A 24043-nucleotide genomic window follows, 5' to 3' on the forward strand; every position below is an offset into this window, starting at 1 on the left:
AAAATTATTGGTGGAAAAATAGTGGCTATGCCTAGTAATTAAAGGTGTTTTCTCTTGTGTATCCGATCAAGGAGATTAAGATATATTTCAAGAGGTGAATATCAGAAATCTATTAAACAAGATAATACCATTTATAGAAGTCTAACCTTCATTGTTCAGTTAGACTTCCTTTTTTTCATACTATGCTTGATCGGCAAGGGGCCAAGTTTGCGGGTTATATTTATCGGAATGAAACAGGCAACAAAATAACGTTTCCTGTTTTAGAAATTATTCACTTGCTTATATAGAGTAGGTTTATCGAATGAAACAATATCAATTATATGGTCTAAACAAACAATCTGATAATGGAATAGCTCTTTATAGGAGTATATATCTAAAGCTATAGTCCCTTTGCTTATAAAATCTAAATAAGCTGATTTTGTAAATAAACGTACGGAATTACCTATGAATTCATCCTCCTGACTTACAAAATGAAATGACTCATCATAAATAGAATAGGATACATAAGAATCGAATTCTATATCTATGACTGGGAGGGTCGTATCAATTTCAATAGAATAGACATCGTTAAATGTAAATTCATCAAAGCTTACATCATCACTTTTAGAACTAATGGCAGCTCGTTTAATAGATATTCTCAAAGAGTTTGTCCCTGGCTCTACTAAATTATCTAAAAACAAATAACCTTTCCATTGCATTAAATCTTCATAGCTCATAAAATCACCCTTCCAAATTTACAATAGAGCTTTATGGTCATTCTATCGATAGGGTTTTATAATGTCAATTAAAAAACAAAGTGCATAAGAATAAAAATTTATTGTTTTTCGATAAAAAATGATTGACTTAAAATATATCCGTGATGTATCCTATTAACGAAATCATAGGATGATTGCGGTAAAGGTTAAAAAAAGTTTTGTACAGGAATATTAGTAATTTAAGGAGAGTTATAATAATGAAAAAATACATTTTAGCTTCAACCCCATTTATTTTAGGGTTACTTAGTTTTTTGATCTTTATGATAAAAGGAAGTAGTGTAGCATCAGATGGCACACTAGAGGAGCCATTCTTTTTAATTCCTATTGGATTTTTATTGTTATTTATTGGGGTAGTTTGTGTAGTAGGGCTAGCATTAATTTCACTAATAAAGAAAACTCAACATATTTAAATATTTGGTTATATAGTAGAAACAAGGACCGTTCTTTTCATCAAAAATTTCCACGGGTAAAGCTTAAAATCCTTGCTTCTATTGATATCATGAAGCAGATGAATAGGGACGAATGTTTTCTAGTTCGTGCGAATATAGGGCTACGGGCAGCCGTATCTATTAATTCAGCAAATGAATGATTCGTAATTGCGTATCATTCGTATGATAGATGCTACTCCTAGTCTAAGTGCGTTTCATTATTTACCGAGTGAACCGCTATGTAAGTCATGCCATGACAGCTTTTATTGACCAAATAAACATTTAGTCAACAGAGGAATTTTGAAAAATTATTAAAATAAGTTCCTTTTTTTGGAGAGTTCCCATATACTAATCATAAACCGACAGTCGGTCTAAAAGTGTGGTATAAGTTTTAGTCACAACCAAAATCTAAACTTATCACTACACTTTTTTTATACAAAAACAATGACAGACAGTCGGTCTAATTAGGGGGGAGTCATTACATGGAAACATACGTAAAAGGTAAAGGATTTTCAAAAGATTTTAAAATCCTTGTATTTGGGCAGATTATCTCTATTTTAGGTTCTGCCTTATTAAGATTTGCACTATCCCTTTTTGTTTTAGATGTGACGGGTAGGGCAGACCTTTTTGCCGTCCTTTTTGCTATTTCAAGCATACCTATACTTCTCACGCCATTCGGAGGTGCCCTTGCCGATCGTTTTAATCGACGTCATTTAATGGTGTTATTTGATGCCATTAGTTGTGTCGTTGTATTGATTTTCTATATTACATTGTGGACAGAATATCATTCAGTTCTAGGGATAGGGGTAGTTATGGTGCTCCTGTCCATCATTAGCGCTATGTATTCACCAGCGGTAATAGCTAGTATTCCATTATTAGTAAAAGAACAGCACCTTGAGCAGGCAAATGGGATTGTGAATGGGGTGCAAGCTTTAGCTGGTGTGGCTGCACCTGTCCTAGGAGGAATACTTTATGGAATGCTTGGCATCAAAATTCTTGTCCTAGTAAGTGGGCTATTATTTTTCTTTACAGCAATTGTAGAAATGTTTTTGACCATCCCTTTTGAGAAACGGGATGACGATGGACAATTAGTTTTGACTTTATTCAAGGATATAAAAGAGGGATTTAAATATGTTGTGAAGCAATCCTTTATTTTAAAATGCACGATACTGGCGGCTTTCTTAAATTTATTATTTACACCGCTCTTTATCGTAGGAGTCCCCATCATCCTTCGTGTCACATTAAATGTTAGTGATTCATTATACGGAATAGGGATGGGTATGATTGATTTAGCAACCATATTTGGAGCATTAACGATGGGCTATTTTGCTAAAAAGCTAAAAATTAATAGGCTATATGTTTGGGTATTGCTAACTGCTATTTTGGTCATTCCTATGGCCATAGCCGTTATTCCACCAATGCTTCAAATAGGCTATTATGCTTCATACTTATTATTTATTGGCTCTGCTCTTGTCATGGCAATGATGATGACTATTATTTCAATTTACGTAATGACCCTTGTGCAAAAGGAAACACCCAATGAAAATTTAGGTAAGGTTATGGCTATCATGATGGCTGTTTCACAATGTATGGCCCCCATTGGGCAAATGGGATATGGCCTATTGTTTGAGACCTTTCGCGTCAACATCTTTATACCGATTCTAACGATTTGTATGATGATGCTGCTATTAGCGATCCTCACGAATAGATTATGGCGTGTACACACTTGAAAACAAAAAAACTACCGCTTACACGGTAGTTTCAGACTGTGGACAAACTCAATGAATTTCGAGTTTGCTTACAGTCTTTTTTCTTTACAGTAAAATAAAGTAAAACCGTTGATTTCCTTTACGGGCGGGGGCGAGCTGCTTCCCAAGCTTCGTTGCTGCCGCTTCACTTTCGTACAGAACACATCCACTCCATCCAGCATCTCGACTTTCTAGCTTTTCCTGCAAGAGTCGCCACCCTTCGTTCCCATCAACCTCTACATAAAAACTCCTTATTCCTACATATATCTATCCTTTTGTAGAAAACCTCTACTTTTCAATGGTTAGTGACTAAAATCTTCTATGTCCACGTCGTCTTGGCCTACTCGTACCCGCAGGTGTGGACTTAGTTGGGAAAAGCAAAATGGGCCTGTGTTGAACATTATTTCCGATATGCACAGACTCCTCTACTAATGATTCCTTTATTTCCTCTTCCTCTGTGGAAGGAATTTGAGAAGTATTTAATAATGGTACGGGTGACTCATTATGATGTGTCGTACTAGTATTTGTTGTAGGTGTAGAAGTGGTAGTAGTAGTAACCTCCTGATGGGATGACGGCTCTATTTCAGCATGAGGCTGTTGAACAGCATGGACATCTTTCATCACAAGAATAGGTCGCATCATATCATGGTCTTCGTGCTCAAGGAAGTGACAATGCCACATGTAATTCCCCACATGATCCTTCCAATGCATAATAATTTTCGTAATTTTGCCCGCATCTACTTTCACTGTATCTTTCCAACCACGCTCATAGTCCCGTGGTTCCTCAGGGGGGCCTGTAAATGATACTATTCCCTCATTTTGATAGAGGTCTAAATCAAATGGGCGACGTTCAAGAATTTTAAATTGAATGAGATGCAAATGAATAGGATGAATAAAAGGCGTTGTATTAATAAAACTCCAAATTTCAATAGTATCTAAAGAAGGTTTTTCTGTCGCTGGGTCATGGTACATTCGATTGTTCAACAACAACATAGGTCTTCCGAATTCATCAGTTGTTGCCGTCAATGGTAATTGTCTTTCAATATGTGCATGATGTGGGTGTAAATCCATTGTGACTGACAGCCTCTCTGGAACTTCACTCGTATCTTCATATTTTAAGGGAAGTGATACTCTAAATTGCATAATGACGTTCGTATGCTCATCGATAAAATCTGTATCGGTGTTAAGTAAGGTGATTTCCTGACCCTCACAAGCTGAAAAATCGATGATGACATCTGTGCGTTCAGCAGGTAGTAACTCTACAGATTGAATCGCTTGTGGGGTTGATAAAAAACCGCCATCTGTCCCTATTTGTATCATAGACTGCTCATTTGACAAGCTGATGACATAGCCTCTTCGATTGGAGCCATTGAGGAACCGGAATCTATATTTACGTGGCTCGACGTCTAAATAGGGCCATAGCTTGCCGTTGACAACAATCGTATTACCTACGAAACCTGGAGTAATGGACGGATGTACAGTAACTGGAAATGGTGGCTCATCAGGATAAAAAAGGGAGCCATCCTCATTAAATGATTTATCTTGAATTAAAATAGGATATTCGTATTCACCACATGGCAAATTAGAACGTTCCTCAAGAGCATCTCTAAGTAAATAAAAACCTGCCAAGCCAGCATAGACATTAAGGCGTGTTAAAGCCATAGCATGGTCATGGTACCACATTGTAGTACCAGGCTGGTGGTTCGTATATTCATGAATTTCTTTATTGAATTTTGGACCGGTATGTCGATAATCTCTTGTGTACCATGCCTCAGGATGACCGTCGCTCTCCCAATCCACATTGGCACCATGTAAGTGAGTGACAGTTCTTACCTCTTGGGAATCGTTGGCGGCATGAAGTGTAAAATCCACTGGTAAAAAATGCTGTAGTGGTAATTGATTTTTATATTTGACATAAATGGTTTTATCTTTCGTCGCTTCTATAGTGGGTCCTGGATAAAGGCCGTTGTACCCCCATATTAATGTATTAGGAAAATGCTTGTGAAAGCGGTGCTCGCCCTCCATCATGACTAGCTCGTAATAATCATGTTTCTTTTGTCCTCTACAGTATTTTGGTTTTGCGGTCACCGGCTTCTGTAGAGCATCTACAAATTTTGGAATGGTAGCTGGGTCAGAAGGGTTAATTGGTAAACTCAAAACATCACATCCCTTTTCAATGTCTTAAAATGCCTAGTTATCACATCATATGGGTAAAAACAACAGTTGACTGGGACAAAAATGGAGAAAAATGTGTAATGGTATAAAAATTTAATGGAAGGGGAAAACAAAAGGACATTCAATAGCTGTCTTATAAAAGTTTTTTTTGAAATCGAGGTAATAGTTGGGATATTGCTAAAAAGTCGAACGAAGTGAATGAATATGTCTTATAATTGTTACAGAACAAAGTGAAGGATTAAATAGGGGCTTGGAAAAGTGGTGAGACAGTGGAGTTAACATTAGAGGAATTAAATAAGACAATCATGGAAATGCGCATAAAGGGGTTTTTAACAGAGGCGTTGAAACTGGCAGATCAAGGTCTTTTAGTAGCTTTAGAGGGAAAAAACTATGAAATTGTATTGGACTTGTACTATCAGAAAATTTTAGTACATCATTCTTTGGGCGATACGCTAGCCATTGTCAGCCTTATTTTCGAGTATGAGGCTATTTGTGAAAAATATGGTACTAGCAAAGATTTGATGCATTATTATTTGGCCATGTCGTTAATATACGATATGGTAGGAATCCGTGAAAAAACAGCAGAGATGACGAAACAGTCAATTGCTTTTGCTCAAGAATTACAAGATTTTATGATGCTTGTTCGTTGTCATAATAATTTGTGCTATATAGAGGTAGAGAAGGGCTGTACGAAGGAAGCCCTTCAAGCGGGGTTGTTAGCAAGAGAGTATAATAAAACGCTATATGAGACACAACCAGATTTAGCAAGATTATTAGATATTCGCATCAATAATAATTTAGCAGATGTATATATTTTGGAAGGGGATTTTTTAGCAGGAAAGGCATTGCTTGATGACTCATTAACGTCTAGCATAATTTCTCAGCATAAACCTGAAAAAGTAGCAGCCTTGTTTGGCTATGGCTTTTTATATGAAAAGCAGCAGAAGCTTGAGGAAGCAGTGCAATATTATCAACAAGCAATAGATCTAGCCAAATCCTATGGTGATAAGCCCATTATGAAAAAAGTGATGCGCTTATTGTTGAATGTCCTGTACCAATTGAATTGGCGAGATGAAATTTTTGATGTCCAAAAAGAGTATATTGACCTTTCGGAACAGATGAGCGTTGATAATTTACTACAGCAAGTGTTGAATTTGGAGTTTAAGCGTCAAAAAGAGAGATTAGAAAGAAAAGCACATTATGATCCTTTAACAGGTGTCTTGAATCGCCACTTCTTAGATCATGAGCTACATGAATGGTTACATGCTGCCAAAATAGCAGAATCCTATGTATGTATTACAGTTTTGGATATTGATAATTTTAAACTATTTAACGACAGGCATGGTCATTTGTTTGGCGATAGGGTCTTACAACTTTTAGCTAATGGCTTAAAGGAATTTTTGCGAGATGAAGACGTCAAAATTATCCGTTATGGTGGAGATGAATTCATTGTCTGTATTCGTCACCCCAAAAAGGCATACATCAAGGCACTTGTCCAAAATACACACGCCCATTTGCTAACGTTAACATTAGAAAAAGACCAGAAAAGCTATCCACTAAAAGTAAGTATGGGGGCTTGTATAAACAATCAAAAAAATTATTATTATAATGATTTATTTGAGCAAGCTGATCGTTGTTTATATGAGGCAAAAGATAATGGCCGTGCCACCCATATTTTATACGAACTATCATCATTTGAATGATTCCTATTTACTGTGTTGAATAGGAATTTTTCTATTGTTTCAGTAAATATTCTTTACAGAAATTGAAGTGCCATCACAATTTACAACGAGGCAGAATGTTACAGAATAAAATTTACTGTACCAATCATTTGAAAACGTTATTCTAGCAACGTACAATATATGAAATTAAGAAACACGACAGCATAAAATTGTTGTATAATGTTGTGGTATGAGGAAAGAAAGCAGGTTGACAAAATGGAAAGCAAAATGAATTGTAATGTAGTTAAATACACACACAAACATCCGCTATGTGTTGTGCCAAAAAAGCACGATGTGAAACAACAGGTGAATAGATGAAAAACTGGTTAATTTTCATTTCTGTCTTTATTGTTTCGTTGTCACTTGTCATTAGCATTTTAGTACTCTGGAAAGCCGAGGCTCCGTTCCGTTCAATTGAAGAGCAGGCTGAACAGTTGGCACTCGATGCCAAAGCCCTCGCAATTGTATCGGAGTCCTACACATATAATGGCAAACATTCGTATGTTACTGTGTTCGGGGTAGACGAATACGGTGATAAAAAGGCTGTCTTTGTTCCGACGAATCTAGACAAGGATTCCATGCAGGAAGTGTTATTAGAAGATGGTATTACGGAAAAGCAAGCATTATCGGTTTTTAAAAATGAAGGAAATGTACAGAAGGTCCTCCACATGAAATTGGGCTATGAGGAGCCAGGCGTTGTTTGGGAGATTACATACCTAAACGACCACGACAAACTCAACTATGTCTATATTATGTTTAAGGATGGCGACTGGTGGAAGCGCATTACGAATTTATAAGAGGAGTAGATCCCGGATGAAAAACTTATTAGCAACACGTGTAAAAACTTTAACACCATCTTCAACATTAGCTATTACTGCGAAAGCAAAAGCACTAAAAGAGCAAGGTATTGATGTCATTGGCCTTGGTGCTGGTGAACCAGACTTTAATACACCTCAAAACATTTTAAATGCGGCCATTGATTCAATGGAAAAGGGCTATACAAAATATACACCTGCTGGTGGACTTCCAGTTCTAAAAAAAGCCATTATCGATAAACTACAGCGCGATAATAACCTTTCTTATCAGCCTAATGAAGTGATTGTGGGTGTAGGTGCAAAGCATATTTTATACACGTTATTCCAAGTCATTTTAAACGAGGGCGATGAAGTTATTATTCCTATCCCTTATTGGGTGTCTTATCCTGAGCAAGTGAAATTAGCGGGCGGAGTACCTGTATACGTTGAAGGTACACGTGAACAAAGCTATAAAATTACTGCCGATCAATTAAGAGCTGCTGTAACTGATAAAACAAAAGCTGTCATTATCAACTCACCTAGCAACCCGTCTGGTATGATATATTCACGTGAAGAGCTTGCAGAACTTGCTGCAGTTGCAGAAGAAAAGGATATTTTAATCGTGTCAGATGAAATTTATGAGAAGCTTGTATACAATGGTATTGAGCATTTTTCAATTGCACAACTTTCTGATGCAGTGAAAGCACGTACAATTGTTGTGAATGGTGTGGCAAAATCTCACTCTATGACAGGCTGGCGTATTGGTTATGCTGCAGGTGATGCGGACATCGTTAAAGCAATGACTGACCTTGCATCACACTCAACATCTAATGCGACAACAACTGCACAATATGCAACTGTTGAAGCGTATAATGGCCCACAGGACGCTGTAGAGGAAATGCGCCAAGCATTCGAATCTCGTCTTGAGAAAATTTACCCACAGGTAAGTGCAATTCCTGGCTTCCATGTCTTAAAACCACAGGGTGCATTCTACTTATTACCAGATGTAGCAGAAGCTATGGCTCACACTGGCTATGATTCAGTAGACGCATTCGCTGCGGATATTTTAACAGAAGCAAACGTGGCTGTGATTCCAGGCTCTGGCTTTGGTGCACCAACTACTATGCGATTATCTTATGCTACATCTTTAGACTTACTAGAAGAGGCAGTCCGTCGTATTGATACATTTGTAAAATCAAAATGGCAAGACTAATCCCTCTAGACAACTTTGGAGGATTTCTATGAAAAAAATTATGATTAAAGATATGCCACAGCATATCGGTGAAACAGTCAAAATTGGCGCTTGGCTAGCTAACAAACGTTCAAGTGGTAAAATCGCCTTCTTACAACTTCGTGATGGTTCTGGCTTTGTTCAGGGTGTTGTCGTGAAAGAAGAGGTGGGGGAAGAAATTTTTGCAACAGCTAAGGGACTAACGCAAGAAACTTCTATGTATATTAGAGGAGAAGTGAAAGCTGACGAACGTTCAAGCTTTGGCTGTGAGCTAGCTGTAACAGGAATTGAAGTTCTACATACAGCGACAGATTTCCCAATTACACCAAAGGAACACGGTCCTGAATTTTTAATGGATAACCGTCATTTATGGTTACGTTCTCGTAAACAACATGCCATTATGAAAATCCGTAATGAAATCATTCGTGCTACTTACGAATTTTTCAACAATAATGGTTTTACAAAGATGGACCCACCAATTTTAACAGGGTCTTCACCGGAAGGTACATCTGAGCTCTTCCATACGAAATACTTTGATGAGGATGCTTTCCTTTCTCAATCAGGACAGCTTTATATGGAAGCGGCAGCTATGGCACTAGGGAAAGTATTTTCATTCGGTCCAACTTTCCGTGCTGAAAAATCTAAAACACGTCGTCACTTAATCGAGTTCTGGATGATTGAGCCTGAGATGGCCTTTGTAGAATTTGAAGAAAATCTAGAGGTACAGGAGCAATATGTAACGCATATTGTACAATCGGTTCTGGCTAACTGCAAATTAGAATTAGAGCGACTTGACCGTGATACATCGAAACTTGAAAATATTAAAGCACCATTCCCTCGTATTTCATATGATGATGCGATCAAGCTTTTACATGAACAAGGTTTTGACGATATTGAGTGGGGTGACGATTTTGGTGCACCTCATGAAACAGCCATTGCTAATTCATTCGACAAGCCCGTATTCATTACATGCTATCCAGTAGGCATTAAACCATTCTATATGCAACCACATCCAGATCGCGATGATGTTGTATTATGTGCTGATTTAATTGCACCTGAAGGCTATGGTGAAATTATTGGTGGTTCTGAGCGTATCCATGACTATGATTTATTAAAATCTCGTCTTGAAGAACATAACCTATCTTTAGATGCATATGCATGGTATTTAGACCTTCGTAAACATGGTTCTGTTCCACATTCAGGCTTTGGACTTGGATTAGAACGAACTGTGGCATGGATTTCTGGTACAGAACATATTCGTGAAACCATTCCATTCCCACGTTTACTGAACCGCTTATATCCATAAGCAAATCAATTTCAAAGTCGCGTAGTGAAATATCTACGCGGCTTTTCTACTTACTTAAAGAAGGAGTCAAGAGAAATATGAATGCAAATAATCATCGACTCCGTACATGGACTGAGCAGAGAATGATTCCCATCCCTCAGCTTTTTTTTCAGTTTTATAAGGAGTTAAATATAGAGGATGAAGAGGCGCTAATTGTCATGCACTTATTAGCCTTTCATATGGAAGGGTATGACTTCCCTACACCGAATGATCTAAAGAATCGTCTCACAATGCCAGAAAATGAACTAACATCCCGTTTACAACGATTAATGCAAAAGGGCTTCCTTGAAATTACTCGTGATGTGGATACAGGTGGCAAGCTCTATGAAAAATATTCGGTTTATCCACTCTGGGAGCGAATTGTGCAGATGATCGAGATGAAAGAGCAACAAAAATCTACCACAACACTTCAACAAGAAGAAGGAGAGATTTTCCGACTCTTTGAAGAAGAAATGGGACGTCTTTTATCTCCTTTAGAGCTTGAAAAAATAGGATGTTGGCTTGATGAGGACAACCATAGTCCAACACTCATTAAAGAGGCATTAAAAGAAGCTGTGTTTGCTGGGAAACTGAGTATTCGTTATATTGATCGGATTTTGTTAGAGTGGAAGAAGAAAAATATTACGACACCACAGGCTGCACAAAAGCAAAGTGAGCAGTTTCGTGAGAAGCAAACCTTTAGTAGAAATCCAGCACGCACAGTTCAGCAAGATGCTCAACCAACCAATAAAGTACCATTTTATAATTGGTTAGAAGAGAGAGAATAGGGGGCGTCCGGTTTGTTAACAAAAAAACAGTGGGAGCATTGCCTAGAAGAAATGGATCGAATGTTTCCTAATGCACATTGTGAGCTTGTGCATGACAACGCTTTTGAGCTCACAATTGCGACATTATTATCTGCACAATGTACGGATGTACTTGTTAATAAAGTAACAAAAACATTATTTCAGAAATATAAAACGCCTGAAGATTATTTGGCTGTCCCATTGGAAGAATTACAACAGGATATTCGCTCTATTGGCTTATATCGCAATAAGGCGAAGAACATCCAGGCTTTATGTCAACGTTTACTAGATGAATATAATGGCGAAATACCCGCAACCCGAGAAGCACTTGTAACATTGCCAGGTGTGGGGCGGAAAACAGCCAATGTAGTGCTATCAGTAGCCTTTGATATTCCTGCACTGGCAGTCGATACCCATGTAGAGCGTGTTTCTAAACGTCTAGGTCTTTGCCGATGGAAAGATTCCGTGCTTGAAGTCGAAGAAACGATTATGAAAAAAACACCTATGGATAAGTGGTCGAAAACGCATCATCAGTTAATCTTCTTTGGCCGTTATCATTGTAAGGCTCAAAATCCTGGCTGCCATGCCTGTCCTTTACTCAGCGATTGTCGTGAAGGTCAAAAGCGTTTGAAGAAAGGTTTGGTGAAGGAAGCATGAATAGTGAAGCTATTGCAAAAGATCAGGTAGATGCTTGGTTTGCCCAATGGACAACCCTTCAAGCGAATATCCACGAAGCCCATGATGCTCGAAACGGTACAGCAAAAGGCTTAATGGAAGAAGCAATCAAGTTGTTTGAACAACTTGTACAGGCGGCAGGAGACGAGGTGCTGCCGATTAATGGAGTTGAACGGCTTGCCTTTATCAAAGCTAAGCCAGGACAATACGCTTGTTATCGTCAGCTTGATGAATTGTTTAAGGAAACGAAAAAACGGACAGCACGTTTGCGAATTCAAGCTAGTAAAAAATAGAGTGGGTAGGATAGTTTAAGCTCTTTATAGAATGAAAAAACCGAGAAGCATCCTGTGCTTCTCGGTTTTTCGTTTATTCTGAGCTTTGTTCTTCATCATTTGGGTCTACAGGATCAGTAGGCGGCGTTGGTTGCTGACTTCCATCTGAACCACCATTATTGCCACCGTTGTTGCCGTTATTCCCATGCCCATTGCCATTATTATTATTGCCACCGTTGTTGCCATTTCCGTTGCCGTTGCCATTATTATTACCATTATCTTGATCTCCTTCACCAGGATCTGTTGGTAAATCAATGTTTGGCTCTTCCGGATTTTCTGTTTCTACATCCTCTTCTTCCGTTGTACTAGTAATTTGGAAAGTAGTGGTACCAGGTTCACTTCGTGTACCATCCACAATGGCTACGACTGAAATCGTGTAATTGCCATCTTCCAGCGTGTTGGCCACTGTTAAACCTTTACTCTCTGTTTTACCAAGGTCAAACTTTTTACCGTCATCACGGGTTGCAGTTACTTCAAAGGAAGTCGGTAATGGTTCGTCTGTCTCTGGATTCAAGCTAGCATCATGTTCCCAAGAAATGTTGATGGACTGTGCACCTAAATCTAAGCTTGCAGATACGTTGTATGGCGTAGCCAATTCTGGTGCCTCATAAACACTCGACACTTCTGTTGGCTCAGTACCACGAACGAATAGCTCTGTTTGACGTAATTCATTTGGTGTAAAGTCACTTGCCAATTTCAATGGCTTAGACCCTACTTCAATCGTTGCTTCTACAACTGTACTTGGCTTTTTAAAGCTTTCTGTTTCAACGTTTGCTGAAATATCTTGCATAATCGATTTAAATAGATTTTGTGGTAAACGTCGTTCTTCCCACGTTGTAATTGGATCAAAATGTTTTTCATAGCCACTCCATATAGCAATGGAATAGTTTGTCGTATAACCAGCAAACCATGAATCTGGAACGCTTGTGTTCGGTAAATTATATTTATTAAAATCTTCAGCTGAATAGTTGGTTGTACCTGTTTTACCTGCGATATCTAGTCCAGGGACGTTAGCTGCAGTACCTGATGCGTCAGGTTTGTTGCCAACTACATCACGTAGCATATCTGTTACCATATAAGCTGTAGCTTCACTCATCGCTACATTAGGCTCAGGTGTATAATTTTTAGATGTTTTCCCATCACGGTAAACAATTTTTGTAATAGCGTGTGGGTCCGTGTAAACGCCGTTATTTCCGAATGCTGCATAGGAAGCCGCCATTTGAATTGGGGAGATAGTAATCGCTCCACCACCAATTGCGTCTGATTCGTAAAGGTTTTCTGTTTCAATCCCTAAACGTCCAACAAACTCCTTCGCATTTTCAGTACCTACTTCTTGTAATGCTTTGACAGCGGGTACGTTACGTGAAGCATATAATGCCTTACGAGCGGTCATGGCACCCATATATCTGCCATCCCAGTTTGTAATAGTTTGTTTTGAATTGGAATAGTTCATAGGTTCATCTACAAGTGTATGGCCTGTAGACCATTTTAAATATTCAATGGCTGGACCGTAGTCCACTAATGGTTTCATGGTAGAACCAGGTTGATTTTTTGTTAAATCATCTGCATAGTTCCAGCCACGTTCAGCACCATAATGTCGACCGCCACCAACAGCTTGAATAGCACCTGTTTTCGTATCAATGACCGCTACACCTGACTGAATATCTTCTGTCGGGAAATTGCTGTCATCGTTCATGACATTTTCAACAACTTTTTGGGCATTTGGATCAAGTGTTGTATACACTTTAATACCTTCTGCCATGGCTGAACCATCACCGTTATTTTCCAATTCATTAATAACGACATCTAGGAAGGCATCGTATTTCGAACCAGCAAAGGATTGACGCGTTGCATCGTCTGCAAGACCTGCTTGGACATCAACGTTTTTAGCTTCTTCCATTTCTGTTTTCGAAATTTTTCCGTGTTGATACATTAATCCTAAAACCGTATTTCGACGTTGCTTGGCAAGATCAGGGTTTTTCAATGGATTATAAGCATTTGGCCGTTGTACTAATCCTGCTAATAATGCTTCTTCATCTAATGTTAAATCTTTTAATTCTTTTCCATAGAAATATTGGGCTGCTGTACCAAATCCATAAATACGGCCTGACATTAGCATTTTATTGAAATACATTTCAAAAATTTCTTCTTTTGAATATTTACGTTCTAATTGAAATGCTAGCCAAGCTTCCTGTGCTTTACGCTTTAATTTCTTTTCATTTTGTAAAAATGAGTTTTTGACCACTTGCTGTGTTAGGGTAGAGGCACCTTGTGCACCAAAGCCATCACGGAAGTTAGCAAGTATGGCACCACCTAGACGGTAGAAGTCCATGCCGTGATGTTTAAAAAAGCGTACATCTTCCGTTGCAAGAATAGCGTTCACCATGTCTTCGGGTATATCTTCATATTTTATATATTTGCGGTTTTCAGCACCAATTGTTGCAAATATTTCACCGTTTTTATCGTAGAACTCTGAAGACACAGGGTCTTTCAATAATTCCTCATCAAGCTTAGGAGCGGTGCTCGCATAGTAAGCAAATAAACCTGCTCCTCCAATGAAGCCTACAACACCGATGACTAATAGAGTTAAGAAAATACGTTTTATCCACATTTTAGCGGGTGTTGACGATTTTGTTGTTGTTTTCTTACCTTTTTTATTTTTTTCAGCGAGAGCCTTTTGATGCTCTCCACGTGTTCGACGACGTTCAGTCATTCTATTTCTCCTCACTTTCAAACCTGTAGCATTTTGCATCGATCAGTTGTTGGATGATGGGTAAATAATCGATACGTGGATAATAGCTAGTAGGAATTTCATACGCCTCTTCTACAATTGTTGAAAAGGGTATGGATTTACGATTGCCACTTTCCATTGCTTTCCAGGCCTTTTGTAAAACTTCATATGGCACAATAAAATATCGTTCAAAAGCTGAAAAGCGAACGATAATAAAAGCCACACCATTTTGTTCAGTCACTTGCTGCATATGGGTCATTTGATGCTCATGAATGTTTTTTAAGGGGAAACTGGTTTTGGAAGCAGTTTCCTTTGCATCAAAATCAATATAATGCCCATTCCAAACACCATTGTAGTCGGTTGTAGAGGGTGTTCGAAAATATGCTTCACGAATGACAGCAGCACTTCGTGAAGGGTACTCTACTTTGACGATTTGTACAGGGACAGGTTTCTTGTGAATAATAGCAAGTCGTCTTTTTATATAATAGTCGTTTGCTTCATTAATTTCATCTTCTAGCGTCTTTCCACGATTACTAAAAGACAAATCTTTACTTTTACTCTTTTTTTCTGTTTTCTGTACAGAAGTATTGGGGGTATACAATTTCCCATTTGGATAGCGAATTGTCATTTAGCTCACCCTTTATCAAACTGCTTTCCTATATAGTAGTTTACCATGATTTGATGGCTCTTCTCTACCTACATCCGTGTTGTCTTTGTTACAAGACTAGTAGACAGTGGATGCAATGAATAAACAAATTGCGTCGAAAAAAAGCTCATGATTGTCTTCCTCGAATCGTCAAAATAACTGATAAATTTAAACATAAAAACGTTTGAAGAGTGGTGAAATATCTACACCTTTCATTCAGGACGCCTTTTTAGTTGGAAGGTTCATTTTTAAAAATTTATCGAAAATCTTCTTCTTTCAGCTAACTTACGCTTATTTTGTCACGCATGAAGGTAATTTTATACATGCGAGGAATACTTAAGTAAAGCAAAGGGGGCGTTATTTTGAACAAGTTAGAACAATTAGTTGCGCAGTTAGATCTGGTCAATCAATTACTTTTCACGAGAGTGTCTCTGGAGAACAATGCTCAGAATATGCACTTTTTTTTGCAGCTCAAAGCAGTTAGCCAGAAAGTAAGCTTAGCAGAAAAGAACTGGCAAGTAAAGAATGCTTGTTCGCCTATTAGTAGTGAAAAATGATAGACTTTGGTACACTTATCTCATAAGCAATTGAACTAACTCAATAGCATTAAAATTGATACAGTATTTACCACAAAACAAGTAGGTAAAGGTAAGGGTATCAAGAGATGCCATATTTTCGTAGTTGAAATGATGGACAAGACATACTCATCATATATATGTACTTGCTACGAAAAATATTTGCTTACGTGTAATTGATGAGAGATGAGGTGCAAAATTGTTAGTTATTCAGCAAACATCCAAATTATTAGATGAATGTGATCGATGTGTTTCACGTTTTTGGCAAATGCGTGAGGAGGACCGTACACCTGATTTTTTTCAAGAGGTGAAACCACATGCTGATAAAATTCACCAACTGTTGAAGGAATGGCAGCAAGAGGCCAATAAATGGATTCAAGAGAATCGACCGAAATATATGCATACACAACAAATTGCTTCAACGGTAGAATCGATGGAGCAATTTGTTGTGCAATCTTTTTATAAGGAAACAAGTAAAAAACGTTTTTTAGATGCTATTCATTCTACCTCCTTTACAATGAAAAACTTCGAACGACTGGTAAAGGAGGAGGCAGTAAATGCTATCGAAGAAACGAACGATTAGCGAGCTTTTACATGAATGGAGATATGATGAAGAATTAAAAGAACGCATTCTTCATTGGCAAACACTTGAAGCCCGTCCTGCTAGTTATGCTTCTTTCCCAGAAAATTTACATCCTTCTTTAGTGAAGGCTTTAAAGGCAAGAGGGATCGAGCAACTTTATACGCATCAGCGAGAGGCCTTTGATTTGGCACAGAGTGGTACATCTTTTACGGCTGTTACACCAACCGCATCAGGTAAATCGTATTGCTATCATTTACCGGTGTTGCAAAAAATAGTAGAGGATAACAACGCACGTGCCATTTATTTATTTCCAACAAAGGCTTTAGCACAGGATCAAAAAAATGACTTGAATGAACTTATTGAACAAAGTGGTGAAGAAATTTTAAGTTATACTTATGATGGTGATACGGCTCCAGGCATTCGTCAGAAGGTTCGTAAAGCAGGACATATCGTTATGACGAATCCTGATATGCTTCATTCAGGAATTTTGCCACACCATACGAAATGGGTATCGCTATTTGAAAATTTGCAGTATATCGTTATTGATGAATTGCATACATATAAAGGGGTATTTGGTTCTCATGTTGCTCATGTTATTCGTAGATTAAAACGCATATGTGAATTTTATGGGAGTAACCCTGTGTTTATCTGTACTTCAGCCACGATAAAAAATCCTAAGGAGCTGGCAGAGCTGCTAACAAATGAATCACATGCGCTCATCGCAAACTCTGGAGCACCTGTCGGTAAGAAAACATTTCTTTTCTATAATCCGCCCATTATTCACAAAACTTTTGGGGTGCGTAGAAGTGCCGTATTAGAGGTAAGTGATTTAGCAAAGAGGCTTTATATAGCTGGTATTCAATCCATCATTTTCGCTAAAAGCAGGGTACGGGTTGAAATGATTGTCACTTATTTAAAGGAACTCACACGCAATAAGCTGCTTGATGAATCCGTGCGTGGCTACCGAGGTGGTTATTTGCCATCTGAACGTCGGGTCATTGAAAAAGGCTTGCGTGATGGAACTATTCAAACCGTTGTCAGTACAAATGCGTTAGAATTAGGGGTCGATATTGGCCAGTTACAAGCATGTATTATGACAGGTTATCCAGGTAATATCGCAAGTGCCTGGCAACAAGCAGGACGTGCAGGAAGGCGGCAAGATGAGGCTTTAATTATCTATGTTGCACAATCGACTGCTCTTGATCAGTATGTGGTTAATCATCCTTTATTTTTACTTGGTAGTGCACCAGAGGAGGCACGTATTTATCCAGAAAATATGTTAATTCTAATGGATCATTTAAAATGTGCCGCTTTTGAATTACCTTTTTCTATAGAAGATACTTATGGTGAATATGACATACAAGAGTTGTTAGAGTATTTAGCCGAAGAAGGCGTTGTCTTTAAGACGAGTGATAAGTGGCATTGGATGAGTGATCGTTTCCCAGCACATGATATTAGCTTACGGTCTGCTTCGCAGGAAAATGTGGTAATTATTAATCTGTCTATTCCTGCCCAAACAAAGGTAATTGGAGAAATGGATCGTCATAGTGCCATGACATTATTACATGAGGAAGCGATTTATTTACATCAAGGGATTCAATTCCAAGTAGAGAAGCTCGACTGGGAAGAAAAGAAAGCCTATGTCCGTGAAGTCGACGTCGATTATTATACAGATGCCAATCTTGCCGTTGAAATGAAGGTATTAGAGGAAGATCGAAGCCGAGGATATAATGGTGGTACGATTAGCTTCGGGGATGTTGGATTAGTCGCACAGGCAACTATTTTCAAAAAAATTCGCTTTGGTACGCATGATAATATCGGATCGGGGCCCATTCATTTACCTCCAGATGAAATGCATACAAGTGCATCATGGCTTTCACTTCATCTAACAGAGCAATGGTCAGAGGCGGAATTGACAGAGGTAATGATTGGAGTAGCCTATGCCATGAATGCGTTTATTCCTTTGTTTATTCAATGTGATAGCAGTGATGTAGCAGTTGTCCCACAAGTTAAAGCATCCCATAATGAGTTGCCCACATTTTTTGTTTACGATAAATATCCTGGTGGGATTGGTTTAAGTGAAAAGGTCTATGACTTATGGGAAGATCTATTAATGAAAACCTTAGAGCATGTTTCAAAATGTCCTTGTGAATCTGGATGTCCATCATGTATTGGAGCGCAGGACAGTTTGCAGGAAGGAAAAAAGAGGGTCATTATACTTCTTCAGAGATTAAATCAAATTAATTAAAAAAGAAAAGAGGGCTTGTGGTATATCTGAATGATTTCCTCAAGCTCTCTTTATCTATCTATTAATGTATATACCTGACAATTTTTTTAGAAGGATTTATTTCTTTTTTTACACTTTTTCCTCTACGTTTATTGGCAATGCAAGAGGTATATTAATAAATTTGTGAAGACAATACTGTTCTGATTCGAGTGCTGAACATTTGGTGTAGTAGAATAGTCAAAAATTAGTCGATAGAAATTTTGTGTTTCTCATGAAGTAGTATTGTACCATTTACTTTAACGACGATATTTAAACTGAGTAATCCACCTATTTTTACTTTTACTGTTGATACTGTTCCATTAGTTTCTGTAATTTCACCTTTCAATTTTACAAAGGGATAAACTTGTTTGAACATACTGTCTCTACTCTTTTTATCTACTACTTCATTATTAATATAAAGAACCTCTTCCGTCACAGCATTTACAATGCGAATAATATGCCCCTTATATTCTAACTGCCATACTTTAAATACTTCTTTTTCTAAATCCTCTGTTGTGTTTTTCCATTCTTTTTTTAGGTCTTCACGAAAATTTTTAAACAATGCGTTTCCTCCAAGAAAAGTTATTAATGATTACATAAATATTTTTACTTCATTTCAAAGTAAGGGTGGCATTCATCTAACGCACCTTATATATGTAATTTCATTTTATAGAAAATACTTGCAATAGTACAAGCGAATTAGATAAAAGTGTTAGTTTTCTAGAAATAAAATTATTTAAATGGTCAACCAACAAGGATGCCGTAACTTTATGGAGAATGGACTTTTTAAATAATAATTCAATGTATGATTACACAATAATTAGAATTAAAAAGGAGTTAAGGCTAAATAAACTTTATTCAAACATGTTTGTGTTGATTAATTCGGGGCTTTGTCTCGTTTGTGTGACTTACACCAACAATTAGAAAAGTAAGGTAAAGAAAATTTTAAATATACAAATATTTGTTGAATGTTAACTTTAAGTAATATATAAATAAATAGGAATATATGGTTTTTAACTAGGAGGACAATTATTCTCTCCTAGTTAATCTGAAATGGGACATAATTTTATAGGTTTAATGACTATTTGATGAAATGGTGGTGGAATATGGTACAGACTCGAAATGTTGTATCTCAAGATGATGCGTTTCTTTACGAGTTATATATTTCTACACGAAAGAACGAGTTTTCGACGCTTGCCCTAGATGAACAACAATTACACGCGCTTTTACTGATTCAATACGAAGCGCAAAAGAGATTTTATCAACAAAATTTTCCGCAAGCAAAGCATGAAATTATTTTTCATGAAGGTTTGGAAATTGGTAGGATGATGACTGAATGTAAAAGTGGGAATATTCATTTAATTGATATTTCTTTATTGCCTGATTTTAGAGGTAAGGGCTATGGAACCAAGTTATTAAAGCAATTACAAAACAGTGCGGCTAGTCAGAATTTGTCTGTTACACTCCATGTATGGCATGGAAATCCTGCAAGGCGCCTATATGAAAGATGCGGATTTTACGTTACCGAAGACATTTCTCCGTATATTGCCATGAGGTTTGAGTCACTCGATTAAAAGACTGAATTTTCAATTTATTCGAAAGGAGGTGAGAGTCAATGAGTGAGTCTTATTTAGGAGAGATTCGTATGTTTGCAGGAAACTTTGCTCCTCAGGGATGGGCTTTATGCAATGGACAACTTCTTAGTATTTCAGAAAATGAGGCACTTTTTGCTTTACTTGGAACAACATATGGAGGGGATGGTCAAACTACTTTTAAGTTGCCAGATTTAATGGGACGTGTTCCTATTCATGTTAGTCCACAGTACGGTATAGGTGTTGCTGGTGGTACAGAATTGATTACGTTAAATGCCAATCAACTGCCAAATCATACACATACTGTTCAAGCGGCTACAGCTGTTGGGAATACCTCAACACCGACTAATAAGCTGTGGGCAACGACAAGTGGATATTCTAATTACTCAAATGATAAAGATGGAGCTGGCAATCCGTTAACGCCAGTTACAATGAACGCTAATGCTAGCTCGGTTGTTGGTGGCAATCAGTCACATGACAACATGATGCCAACAGTAGCAATTTCCTTCATTATTTCGTTATATGGAGTATTTCCTACCCAGCCATAAACATATGTACAAAGGAGGATGAAAATGGCAGAACCATATTTAGGTGAAGTTCGATTATTTGCGATGAATTATGCGCCAAGATACTGGTTATCTTGTGAAGGGCAATTGCTTCCTATTAATCAGTATCAAGCTTTATACGCGCTGTTAGGAACGGTTTATGGAGGGGATGGGGTAAAAACATTTGCCTTACCAGATTTGCGAGGACGTGTCCCAATCCATGTAGGTCCTTCATTACCTTTAGGAACAAAGGCGGGTGAAGTGACACATTCTTTAACAGTTAATGAAATACCTCAACATACTCATCAAGTGTACGGCTCATCAAACCTTGCAAGTGTACCCTCCCCTAAAGGAAATGTATGGGCACAAAAGGATAACTTATATGCAGATGGTCCGACTGTAACGATGAATTCAGCTGCATTATCTTCTGCTGGAGGAGGACAGGCCCATAATAATATGCAGCCTTATTTAGCCGTACATTTTTGTATCGCTACTCAAGGTATTTTTCCAACAAGAAATTAAGTAAAAGGAGGTGGTATGAATGGCAGATGCGTATATCGGTGAAATCCGAATTTTTTCAGGAAACTTTGCGCCAAAGGGGTGGGCGTTATGTAACGGTCAATTGATGAACATTCAGCAAAATACAGCACTTTATTCTATATTAGGTGTTCAGTATGGTGGCGATGGGAAGACAACCTTTGCATTACCGAATTTAATGGCGTCAGCACCTATGAATCAAGGATCAGGAATGGGATTAACACCGCGAAAAGTTGGTGAAGCGGTAGGAACACAAACAGTGACGCTTTTGGAGTCCCAAATACCTGCTCACTCTCATACTCCAGTAGCTATACAAAGTGTTGGAACATCAGGTAATCCGATTGGTTTATTTTGGGCAGAGGGAGTAGGGGCCGGGAGACCACCCAAACAACCACATTTGTATGATACCAATTTGGATGTTCAAATGAACACGCAAGCTTTAGGTTTGACAGGTGGGAGTCAGCCACATAATAATATGCAGCCCTTCTTGGTGATGAATTATATTATTTGCTTACAGGGTGAGTTTCCATCTAGAGGGTAACAGGAAATTTAAAGGGGTGGAACTATGAATCGATCGCAGGCTTTCAAAAATGGCAGGAATGGGATTAAAATGGTCCGTAAAAAAATGAGATTTTATGTCCGTATTTTAATAGTCTTAATTTTAATGATGGCATCGATTGGCTATATCCCTGCCATAGAGGTAGAGGCTGCTGTGAATGGAACTGCTGATGGTACATATGATTTCGGTGGATCTGTCAGTGGTGATAACAGTGCGGGTGCAGGATTTTCAACCTTTTCGGATAAGTTTATAATAAGCAACGGTTTTGTAGTTGATCCAGCAACATCACAATTGTATACACAAAATTATACACCTAAGGCTCAGGAAACTCTGATTATTAAAGCAGAGGGAGGGAATATATGTAAAACATTCACGTTTAAAGACTTAGGGATAAGTATTGTTCCAGATCTTCCTAAACTCACATTTAGTAAGCTTTCCTTAGTTGTAAAAGATACGAATGGAGCTACGTTAGGCTCTCACTCAATTGCTAATAAGGAGATCTCTGGGAATGGAATGATCCATCAATTAAGTACTCTCTTAAATAATGGTAATGAATTTGATTACAATGGTGCTGAATCCTTAGAAATTACGTGGCAATTTGATTTCCCTACTAATGATCCAAATACAGAGCCATCAAACTTAAACTTTGATAATATAACAATTGCCAATGTGAGCGACAGTTTTTCTGATACTCAAACTCCTACAATATCAAACAAAACAATTACATCTTCAAATGTCAGTACAACAGGTGTAACGCTTGGGTGGGAAAAGGCAACAGACGATGTGACACTACAGGGCGATTTAGAGTATCGAGTCTATCAATCTAGCAGTAATAATATGGATACTGTTAGTGATATCGAAGTAAATGGTTTAGCATTAGGAACTGGATTTTCAAAAGATTTAGAAGTATTTAATGTGACGGGGTTATTACCAAGTACGACATATTATTTTAATGTCATTGTAAAAGATGCTGCAGGCAATAAAAGTGCTTATACAATGAAGTCAGTGACGACCTCTATTCCTGCTAATGCTCCAACTGTAACTACAAATACTATCCCATCTAATGTGACAACAACAGGAGCAACGGTTGGTGGGTATGTTACAGCTGATGGTGGAGCGATAGTTACAGAAAGAGGAATTGTCTATGCAACGACTGCCAATCCGACGACCAGTAATAGTAAAATAACGATAACAGGGACAACAGGTACTTTTACTGCTGACCTAAGTGGGTTAAATCCAAATACGACGTACCATTACAGAGCATATGCGACAAACTCTATAGGTACAAGCTATGGAAGTGATCAAACCTTTACAACAGGGTCATTAAGCAATAATGCAGACTTAAGCAACTTAACCCTTTCAACAGGAACGTTAAGTCCAGCCTTTGCTTCAGGTACGACAGATTACACTGCAAATGTAGCTAGTAATGTAGGAAATATTCAGGTTACACCGACATTAGCTGATAGTTATGCAACGCTAACGCTGAATGGGGCAGCTGTCACAAGTGGAATTGGTAAGGATATTGCCTTAAATGTCGGATTAAACACCATTACTATTATTGTAACTGCACAAAATCAAACAACAAAAATTTATACGATTACAGTTACTAGAGCAGCACCAACATATACAATTGATACAATCAGTAATCAAATGTTCCCAGCACTAACAGCTGGATACACAAGCGGCACTCAAGAAACAAAAACGTTAACAATCGCAAATACAGGAACAGGCAGTTTAGCGAATGTATCGGTAGCGATAAGTGGTGCTAATGCGGATGATTTTGATATTACGCAACCATCAGCGACGAGCTTACCAAGTGCGGGTAATACAATATTTACTGTGAGGGCAAAGGATGGCTTGGCGGTAGGAACCTATACAGCAACGGTAACGGTAAGCGCGACAAACCTAACACCAGTGACGTTCACAGTTATGCAAGTGGTCCAAGCAGCACCAACATATACAATTGATACAATCAGTAATCAAATGTTCCCAGCACTAACAGCTGGATACACAAGCGGCA

The 24043-nt window shown here is 38.0% G+C and carries 22 protein-coding genes; 17 read left to right on the plus strand and 5 right to left on the minus strand.

Annotation, left to right across the window (positions count from 1 at the left end; genetic code table 11):
* Nucleotides 1-260: 260 nt before the first annotated feature.
* Nucleotides 261-716: a hypothetical protein gene (locus tag ACP3VS_RS18855; protein ID WP_332291564.1), complete on the minus strand. Its 456-nt coding sequence runs from the start codon at nucleotides 714-716 to the stop codon at nucleotides 261-263.
* Nucleotides 717-952: 236 nt separating this feature from the next.
* Here ACP3VS_RS18855 and ACP3VS_RS18860 point away from each other — a divergent pair, with 236 nt between their 5' ends.
* Both ACP3VS_RS18860 and ACP3VS_RS18865 read left to right on the plus strand, forming a co-directional pair.
* Nucleotides 953-1165, plus strand: coding sequence for a DUF3955 domain-containing protein (locus ACP3VS_RS18860; RefSeq protein WP_012293735.1), 213 nt, complete (start codon nucleotides 953-955; stop codon nucleotides 1163-1165).
* A gap of 500 nt (nucleotides 1166-1665) precedes the next feature.
* Nucleotides 1666-2913 (plus strand): MFS transporter, encoded by a 1248-nt coding sequence (locus ACP3VS_RS18865; RefSeq protein WP_197150512.1) that lies wholly within the window; start codon nucleotides 1666-1668, stop codon nucleotides 2911-2913.
* A gap of 327 nt (nucleotides 2914-3240) precedes the next feature.
* Here the strand turns inward: ACP3VS_RS18865 and ACP3VS_RS18870 are convergent, their stop codons facing one another.
* Nucleotides 3241-5088: a multicopper oxidase family protein gene (locus ACP3VS_RS18870; protein WP_197150515.1), complete on the minus strand. Its 1848-nt coding sequence runs from the start codon at nucleotides 5086-5088 to the stop codon at nucleotides 3241-3243.
* Between the two features lie 287 nt (nucleotides 5089-5375).
* Between ACP3VS_RS18870 and ACP3VS_RS18875 the strand changes: the two genes are divergently transcribed.
* The 7 genes from ACP3VS_RS18875 to ACP3VS_RS18905 all read left to right on the plus strand — a co-directional run bounded on the left by ACP3VS_RS18875 (nucleotide 5376) and on the right by ACP3VS_RS18905 (nucleotide 11950).
* Entirely contained in the window at nucleotides 5376-6809 is a 1434-nt protein-coding gene (locus ACP3VS_RS18875; RefSeq protein WP_197150518.1) for a tetratricopeptide repeat-containing diguanylate cyclase, read from the plus strand.
* Between the two features lie 332 nt (nucleotides 6810-7141).
* A complete protein-coding gene (locus tag ACP3VS_RS18880; RefSeq protein ID WP_012293740.1) occupies nucleotides 7142-7624 on the plus strand; it encodes a DUF5590 domain-containing protein in 483 nt (160 codons plus the stop codon).
* Between the two features lie 16 nt (nucleotides 7625-7640).
* Nucleotides 7641-8834 (plus strand): pyridoxal phosphate-dependent aminotransferase, encoded by a 1194-nt coding sequence (locus ACP3VS_RS18885; protein WP_012293741.1) that lies wholly within the window; start codon nucleotides 7641-7643, stop codon nucleotides 8832-8834.
* 28 nt (nucleotides 8835-8862) lie between these two features.
* Nucleotides 8863-10158 (plus strand): asparagine--tRNA ligase, encoded by a 1296-nt coding sequence (gene asnS / locus ACP3VS_RS18890; protein WP_197150520.1) that lies wholly within the window; start codon nucleotides 8863-8865, stop codon nucleotides 10156-10158.
* Nucleotides 10159-10235: 77 nt separating this feature from the next.
* A complete protein-coding gene (locus ACP3VS_RS18895) occupies nucleotides 10236-10964 on the plus strand; it encodes a DnaD domain-containing protein (protein ID WP_031419397.1) in 729 nt (242 codons plus the stop codon).
* Between the two features lie 12 nt (nucleotides 10965-10976).
* Complete coding sequence (nth, locus tag ACP3VS_RS18900) at nucleotides 10977-11639, plus strand: endonuclease III (RefSeq protein WP_012293743.1); 663 nt, start codon at nucleotides 10977-10979, stop codon at nucleotides 11637-11639.
* Nucleotides 11636-11950 carry a YpoC family protein gene (locus ACP3VS_RS18905; protein ID WP_012293744.1) on the plus strand — a complete coding sequence of 105 codons (315 nt, stop codon included), beginning with the start codon at nucleotides 11636-11638 and terminating at the stop codon, nucleotides 11948-11950. The genes nth and ACP3VS_RS18905 overlap by 4 nt, the downstream gene beginning before the upstream one ends.
* 73 nt (nucleotides 11951-12023) lie before the next feature.
* Here the strand turns inward: ACP3VS_RS18905 and ACP3VS_RS18910 are convergent, their stop codons facing one another.
* The gene (locus tag ACP3VS_RS18910; RefSeq protein ID WP_197150523.1) at nucleotides 12024-14702 is read right to left on the minus strand and encodes a penicillin-binding protein 1A; all 2679 of its coding nucleotides are present in this window, start codon (nucleotides 14700-14702) and stop codon (nucleotides 12024-12026) included.
* Nucleotide 14703: 1 nt separating this feature from the next.
* Nucleotides 14704-15348: a Holliday junction resolvase RecU gene (recU, locus tag ACP3VS_RS18915; protein ID WP_012293746.1), complete on the minus strand. Its 645-nt coding sequence runs from the start codon at nucleotides 15346-15348 to the stop codon at nucleotides 14704-14706.
* Between the two features lie 380 nt (nucleotides 15349-15728).
* Here recU and ACP3VS_RS18920 point away from each other — a divergent pair, with 380 nt between their 5' ends.
* The 3 genes from ACP3VS_RS18920 (at nucleotide 15729) to ACP3VS_RS18930 (ending at nucleotide 18772) form a co-directional block, all read left to right on the plus strand.
* Nucleotides 15729-15923 (plus strand): hypothetical protein, encoded by a 195-nt coding sequence (locus ACP3VS_RS18920; RefSeq protein WP_008176489.1) that lies wholly within the window; start codon nucleotides 15729-15731, stop codon nucleotides 15921-15923.
* 217 nt (nucleotides 15924-16140) lie between these two features.
* Complete coding sequence (locus ACP3VS_RS18925) at nucleotides 16141-16524, plus strand: YppE family protein (RefSeq protein WP_031419398.1); 384 nt, start codon at nucleotides 16141-16143, stop codon at nucleotides 16522-16524.
* The gene (locus ACP3VS_RS18930) at nucleotides 16499-18772 is read left to right on the plus strand and encodes a DEAD/DEAH box helicase (protein WP_332291550.1); all 2274 of its coding nucleotides are present in this window, start codon (nucleotides 16499-16501) and stop codon (nucleotides 18770-18772) included. Before ACP3VS_RS18925 ends, ACP3VS_RS18930 begins: the two co-directional genes overlap by 26 nt.
* A 223-nt stretch (nucleotides 18773-18995) precedes the next feature.
* Here ACP3VS_RS18930 and ACP3VS_RS18935 read toward each other — a convergent pair whose 3' ends face one another.
* Nucleotides 18996-19352, minus strand: a complete 357-nt coding sequence (locus ACP3VS_RS18935; protein ID WP_332291548.1) for a hypothetical protein — start codon at nucleotides 19350-19352, stop codon at nucleotides 18996-18998.
* A 544-nt stretch (nucleotides 19353-19896) separates the two neighbouring features.
* On the opposite strand from ACP3VS_RS18935, the gene ACP3VS_RS18940 reads away from it, so the two are divergent.
* The 5 genes from ACP3VS_RS18940 to ACP3VS_RS18960 form a co-directional block, all read left to right on the plus strand.
* Nucleotides 19897-20364: a GNAT family N-acetyltransferase gene (locus ACP3VS_RS18940; protein ID WP_036215411.1), complete on the plus strand. Its 468-nt coding sequence runs from the start codon at nucleotides 19897-19899 to the stop codon at nucleotides 20362-20364.
* A 41-nt stretch (nucleotides 20365-20405) separates the two neighbouring features.
* A complete protein-coding gene (locus ACP3VS_RS18945; protein ID WP_289449232.1) occupies nucleotides 20406-20930 on the plus strand; it encodes a phage tail protein in 525 nt (174 codons plus the stop codon).
* Between the two features lie 24 nt (nucleotides 20931-20954).
* On the plus strand, nucleotides 20955-21449 hold the full coding sequence (locus tag ACP3VS_RS18950; protein WP_031419402.1) for a phage tail protein: 495 nt from the start codon (nucleotides 20955-20957) through the stop codon (nucleotides 21447-21449).
* A gap of 19 nt (nucleotides 21450-21468) precedes the next feature.
* Nucleotides 21469-22005, plus strand: a complete 537-nt coding sequence (locus tag ACP3VS_RS18955; protein WP_012293753.1) for a phage tail protein — start codon at nucleotides 21469-21471, stop codon at nucleotides 22003-22005.
* A gap of 24 nt (nucleotides 22006-22029) precedes the next feature.
* Nucleotides 22030-24043, plus strand: a 2014-nt coding sequence (locus ACP3VS_RS18960; RefSeq protein ID WP_426389626.1) for a cadherin-like beta sandwich domain-containing protein, incomplete at its 3' end; no start/stop codon positions are given.

This window comes from Lysinibacillus sp. VIII_CA (assembly GCF_049943995.1).
Classification (GTDB): Bacteria; Bacillota; Bacilli; order Bacillales_A; family Planococcaceae; genus Lysinibacillus; species Lysinibacillus pinottii.

Excerpts from the sequence above, each read along its gene's own strand:
- ACP3VS_RS18950 (WP_031419402.1), top strand. The coding sequence starts at position 20,955 with ATGGCAGAACCATATTTAGGTGAAGTTCGATTATTTGCGATGAATTAT.
- ACP3VS_RS18905 (WP_012293744.1), top strand. The coding sequence starts at position 11,636 with ATGAATAGTGAAGCTATTGCAAAAGATCAGGTAGATGCTTGGTTTGCC.
- ACP3VS_RS18860 (WP_012293735.1), top strand. The coding sequence starts at position 953 with ATGAAAAAATACATTTTAGCTTCAACCCCATTTATTTTAGGGTTACTT.
- recU (WP_012293746.1), bottom strand. The coding sequence starts at position 15,348 with ATGACAATTCGCTATCCAAATGGGAAATTGTATACCCCCAATACTTCT.
- asnS (WP_197150520.1), top strand. The coding sequence starts at position 8,863 with ATGAAAAAAATTATGATTAAAGATATGCCACAGCATATCGGTGAAACA.
- ACP3VS_RS18910 (WP_197150523.1), bottom strand. The coding sequence starts at position 14,702 with ATGACTGAACGTCGTCGAACACGTGGAGAGCATCAAAAGGCTCTCGCT.
- ACP3VS_RS18940 (WP_036215411.1), top strand. The coding sequence starts at position 19,897 with ATGGTACAGACTCGAAATGTTGTATCTCAAGATGATGCGTTTCTTTAC.
- ACP3VS_RS18930 (WP_332291550.1), top strand. The coding sequence starts at position 16,499 with ATGCTATCGAAGAAACGAACGATTAGCGAGCTTTTACATGAATGGAGA.
- ACP3VS_RS18895 (WP_031419397.1), top strand. The coding sequence starts at position 10,236 with ATGAATGCAAATAATCATCGACTCCGTACATGGACTGAGCAGAGAATG.
- ACP3VS_RS18955 (WP_012293753.1), top strand. The coding sequence starts at position 21,469 with ATGGCAGATGCGTATATCGGTGAAATCCGAATTTTTTCAGGAAACTTT.
- ACP3VS_RS18885 (WP_012293741.1), top strand. The coding sequence starts at position 7,641 with ATGAAAAACTTATTAGCAACACGTGTAAAAACTTTAACACCATCTTCA.
- ACP3VS_RS18880 (WP_012293740.1), top strand. The coding sequence starts at position 7,142 with ATGAAAAACTGGTTAATTTTCATTTCTGTCTTTATTGTTTCGTTGTCA.
- ACP3VS_RS18855 (WP_332291564.1), bottom strand. The coding sequence starts at position 716 with ATGAGCTATGAAGATTTAATGCAATGGAAAGGTTATTTGTTTTTAGAT.
- ACP3VS_RS18945 (WP_289449232.1), top strand. The coding sequence starts at position 20,406 with ATGAGTGAGTCTTATTTAGGAGAGATTCGTATGTTTGCAGGAAACTTT.
- ACP3VS_RS18865 (WP_197150512.1), top strand. The coding sequence starts at position 1,666 with ATGGAAACATACGTAAAAGGTAAAGGATTTTCAAAAGATTTTAAAATC.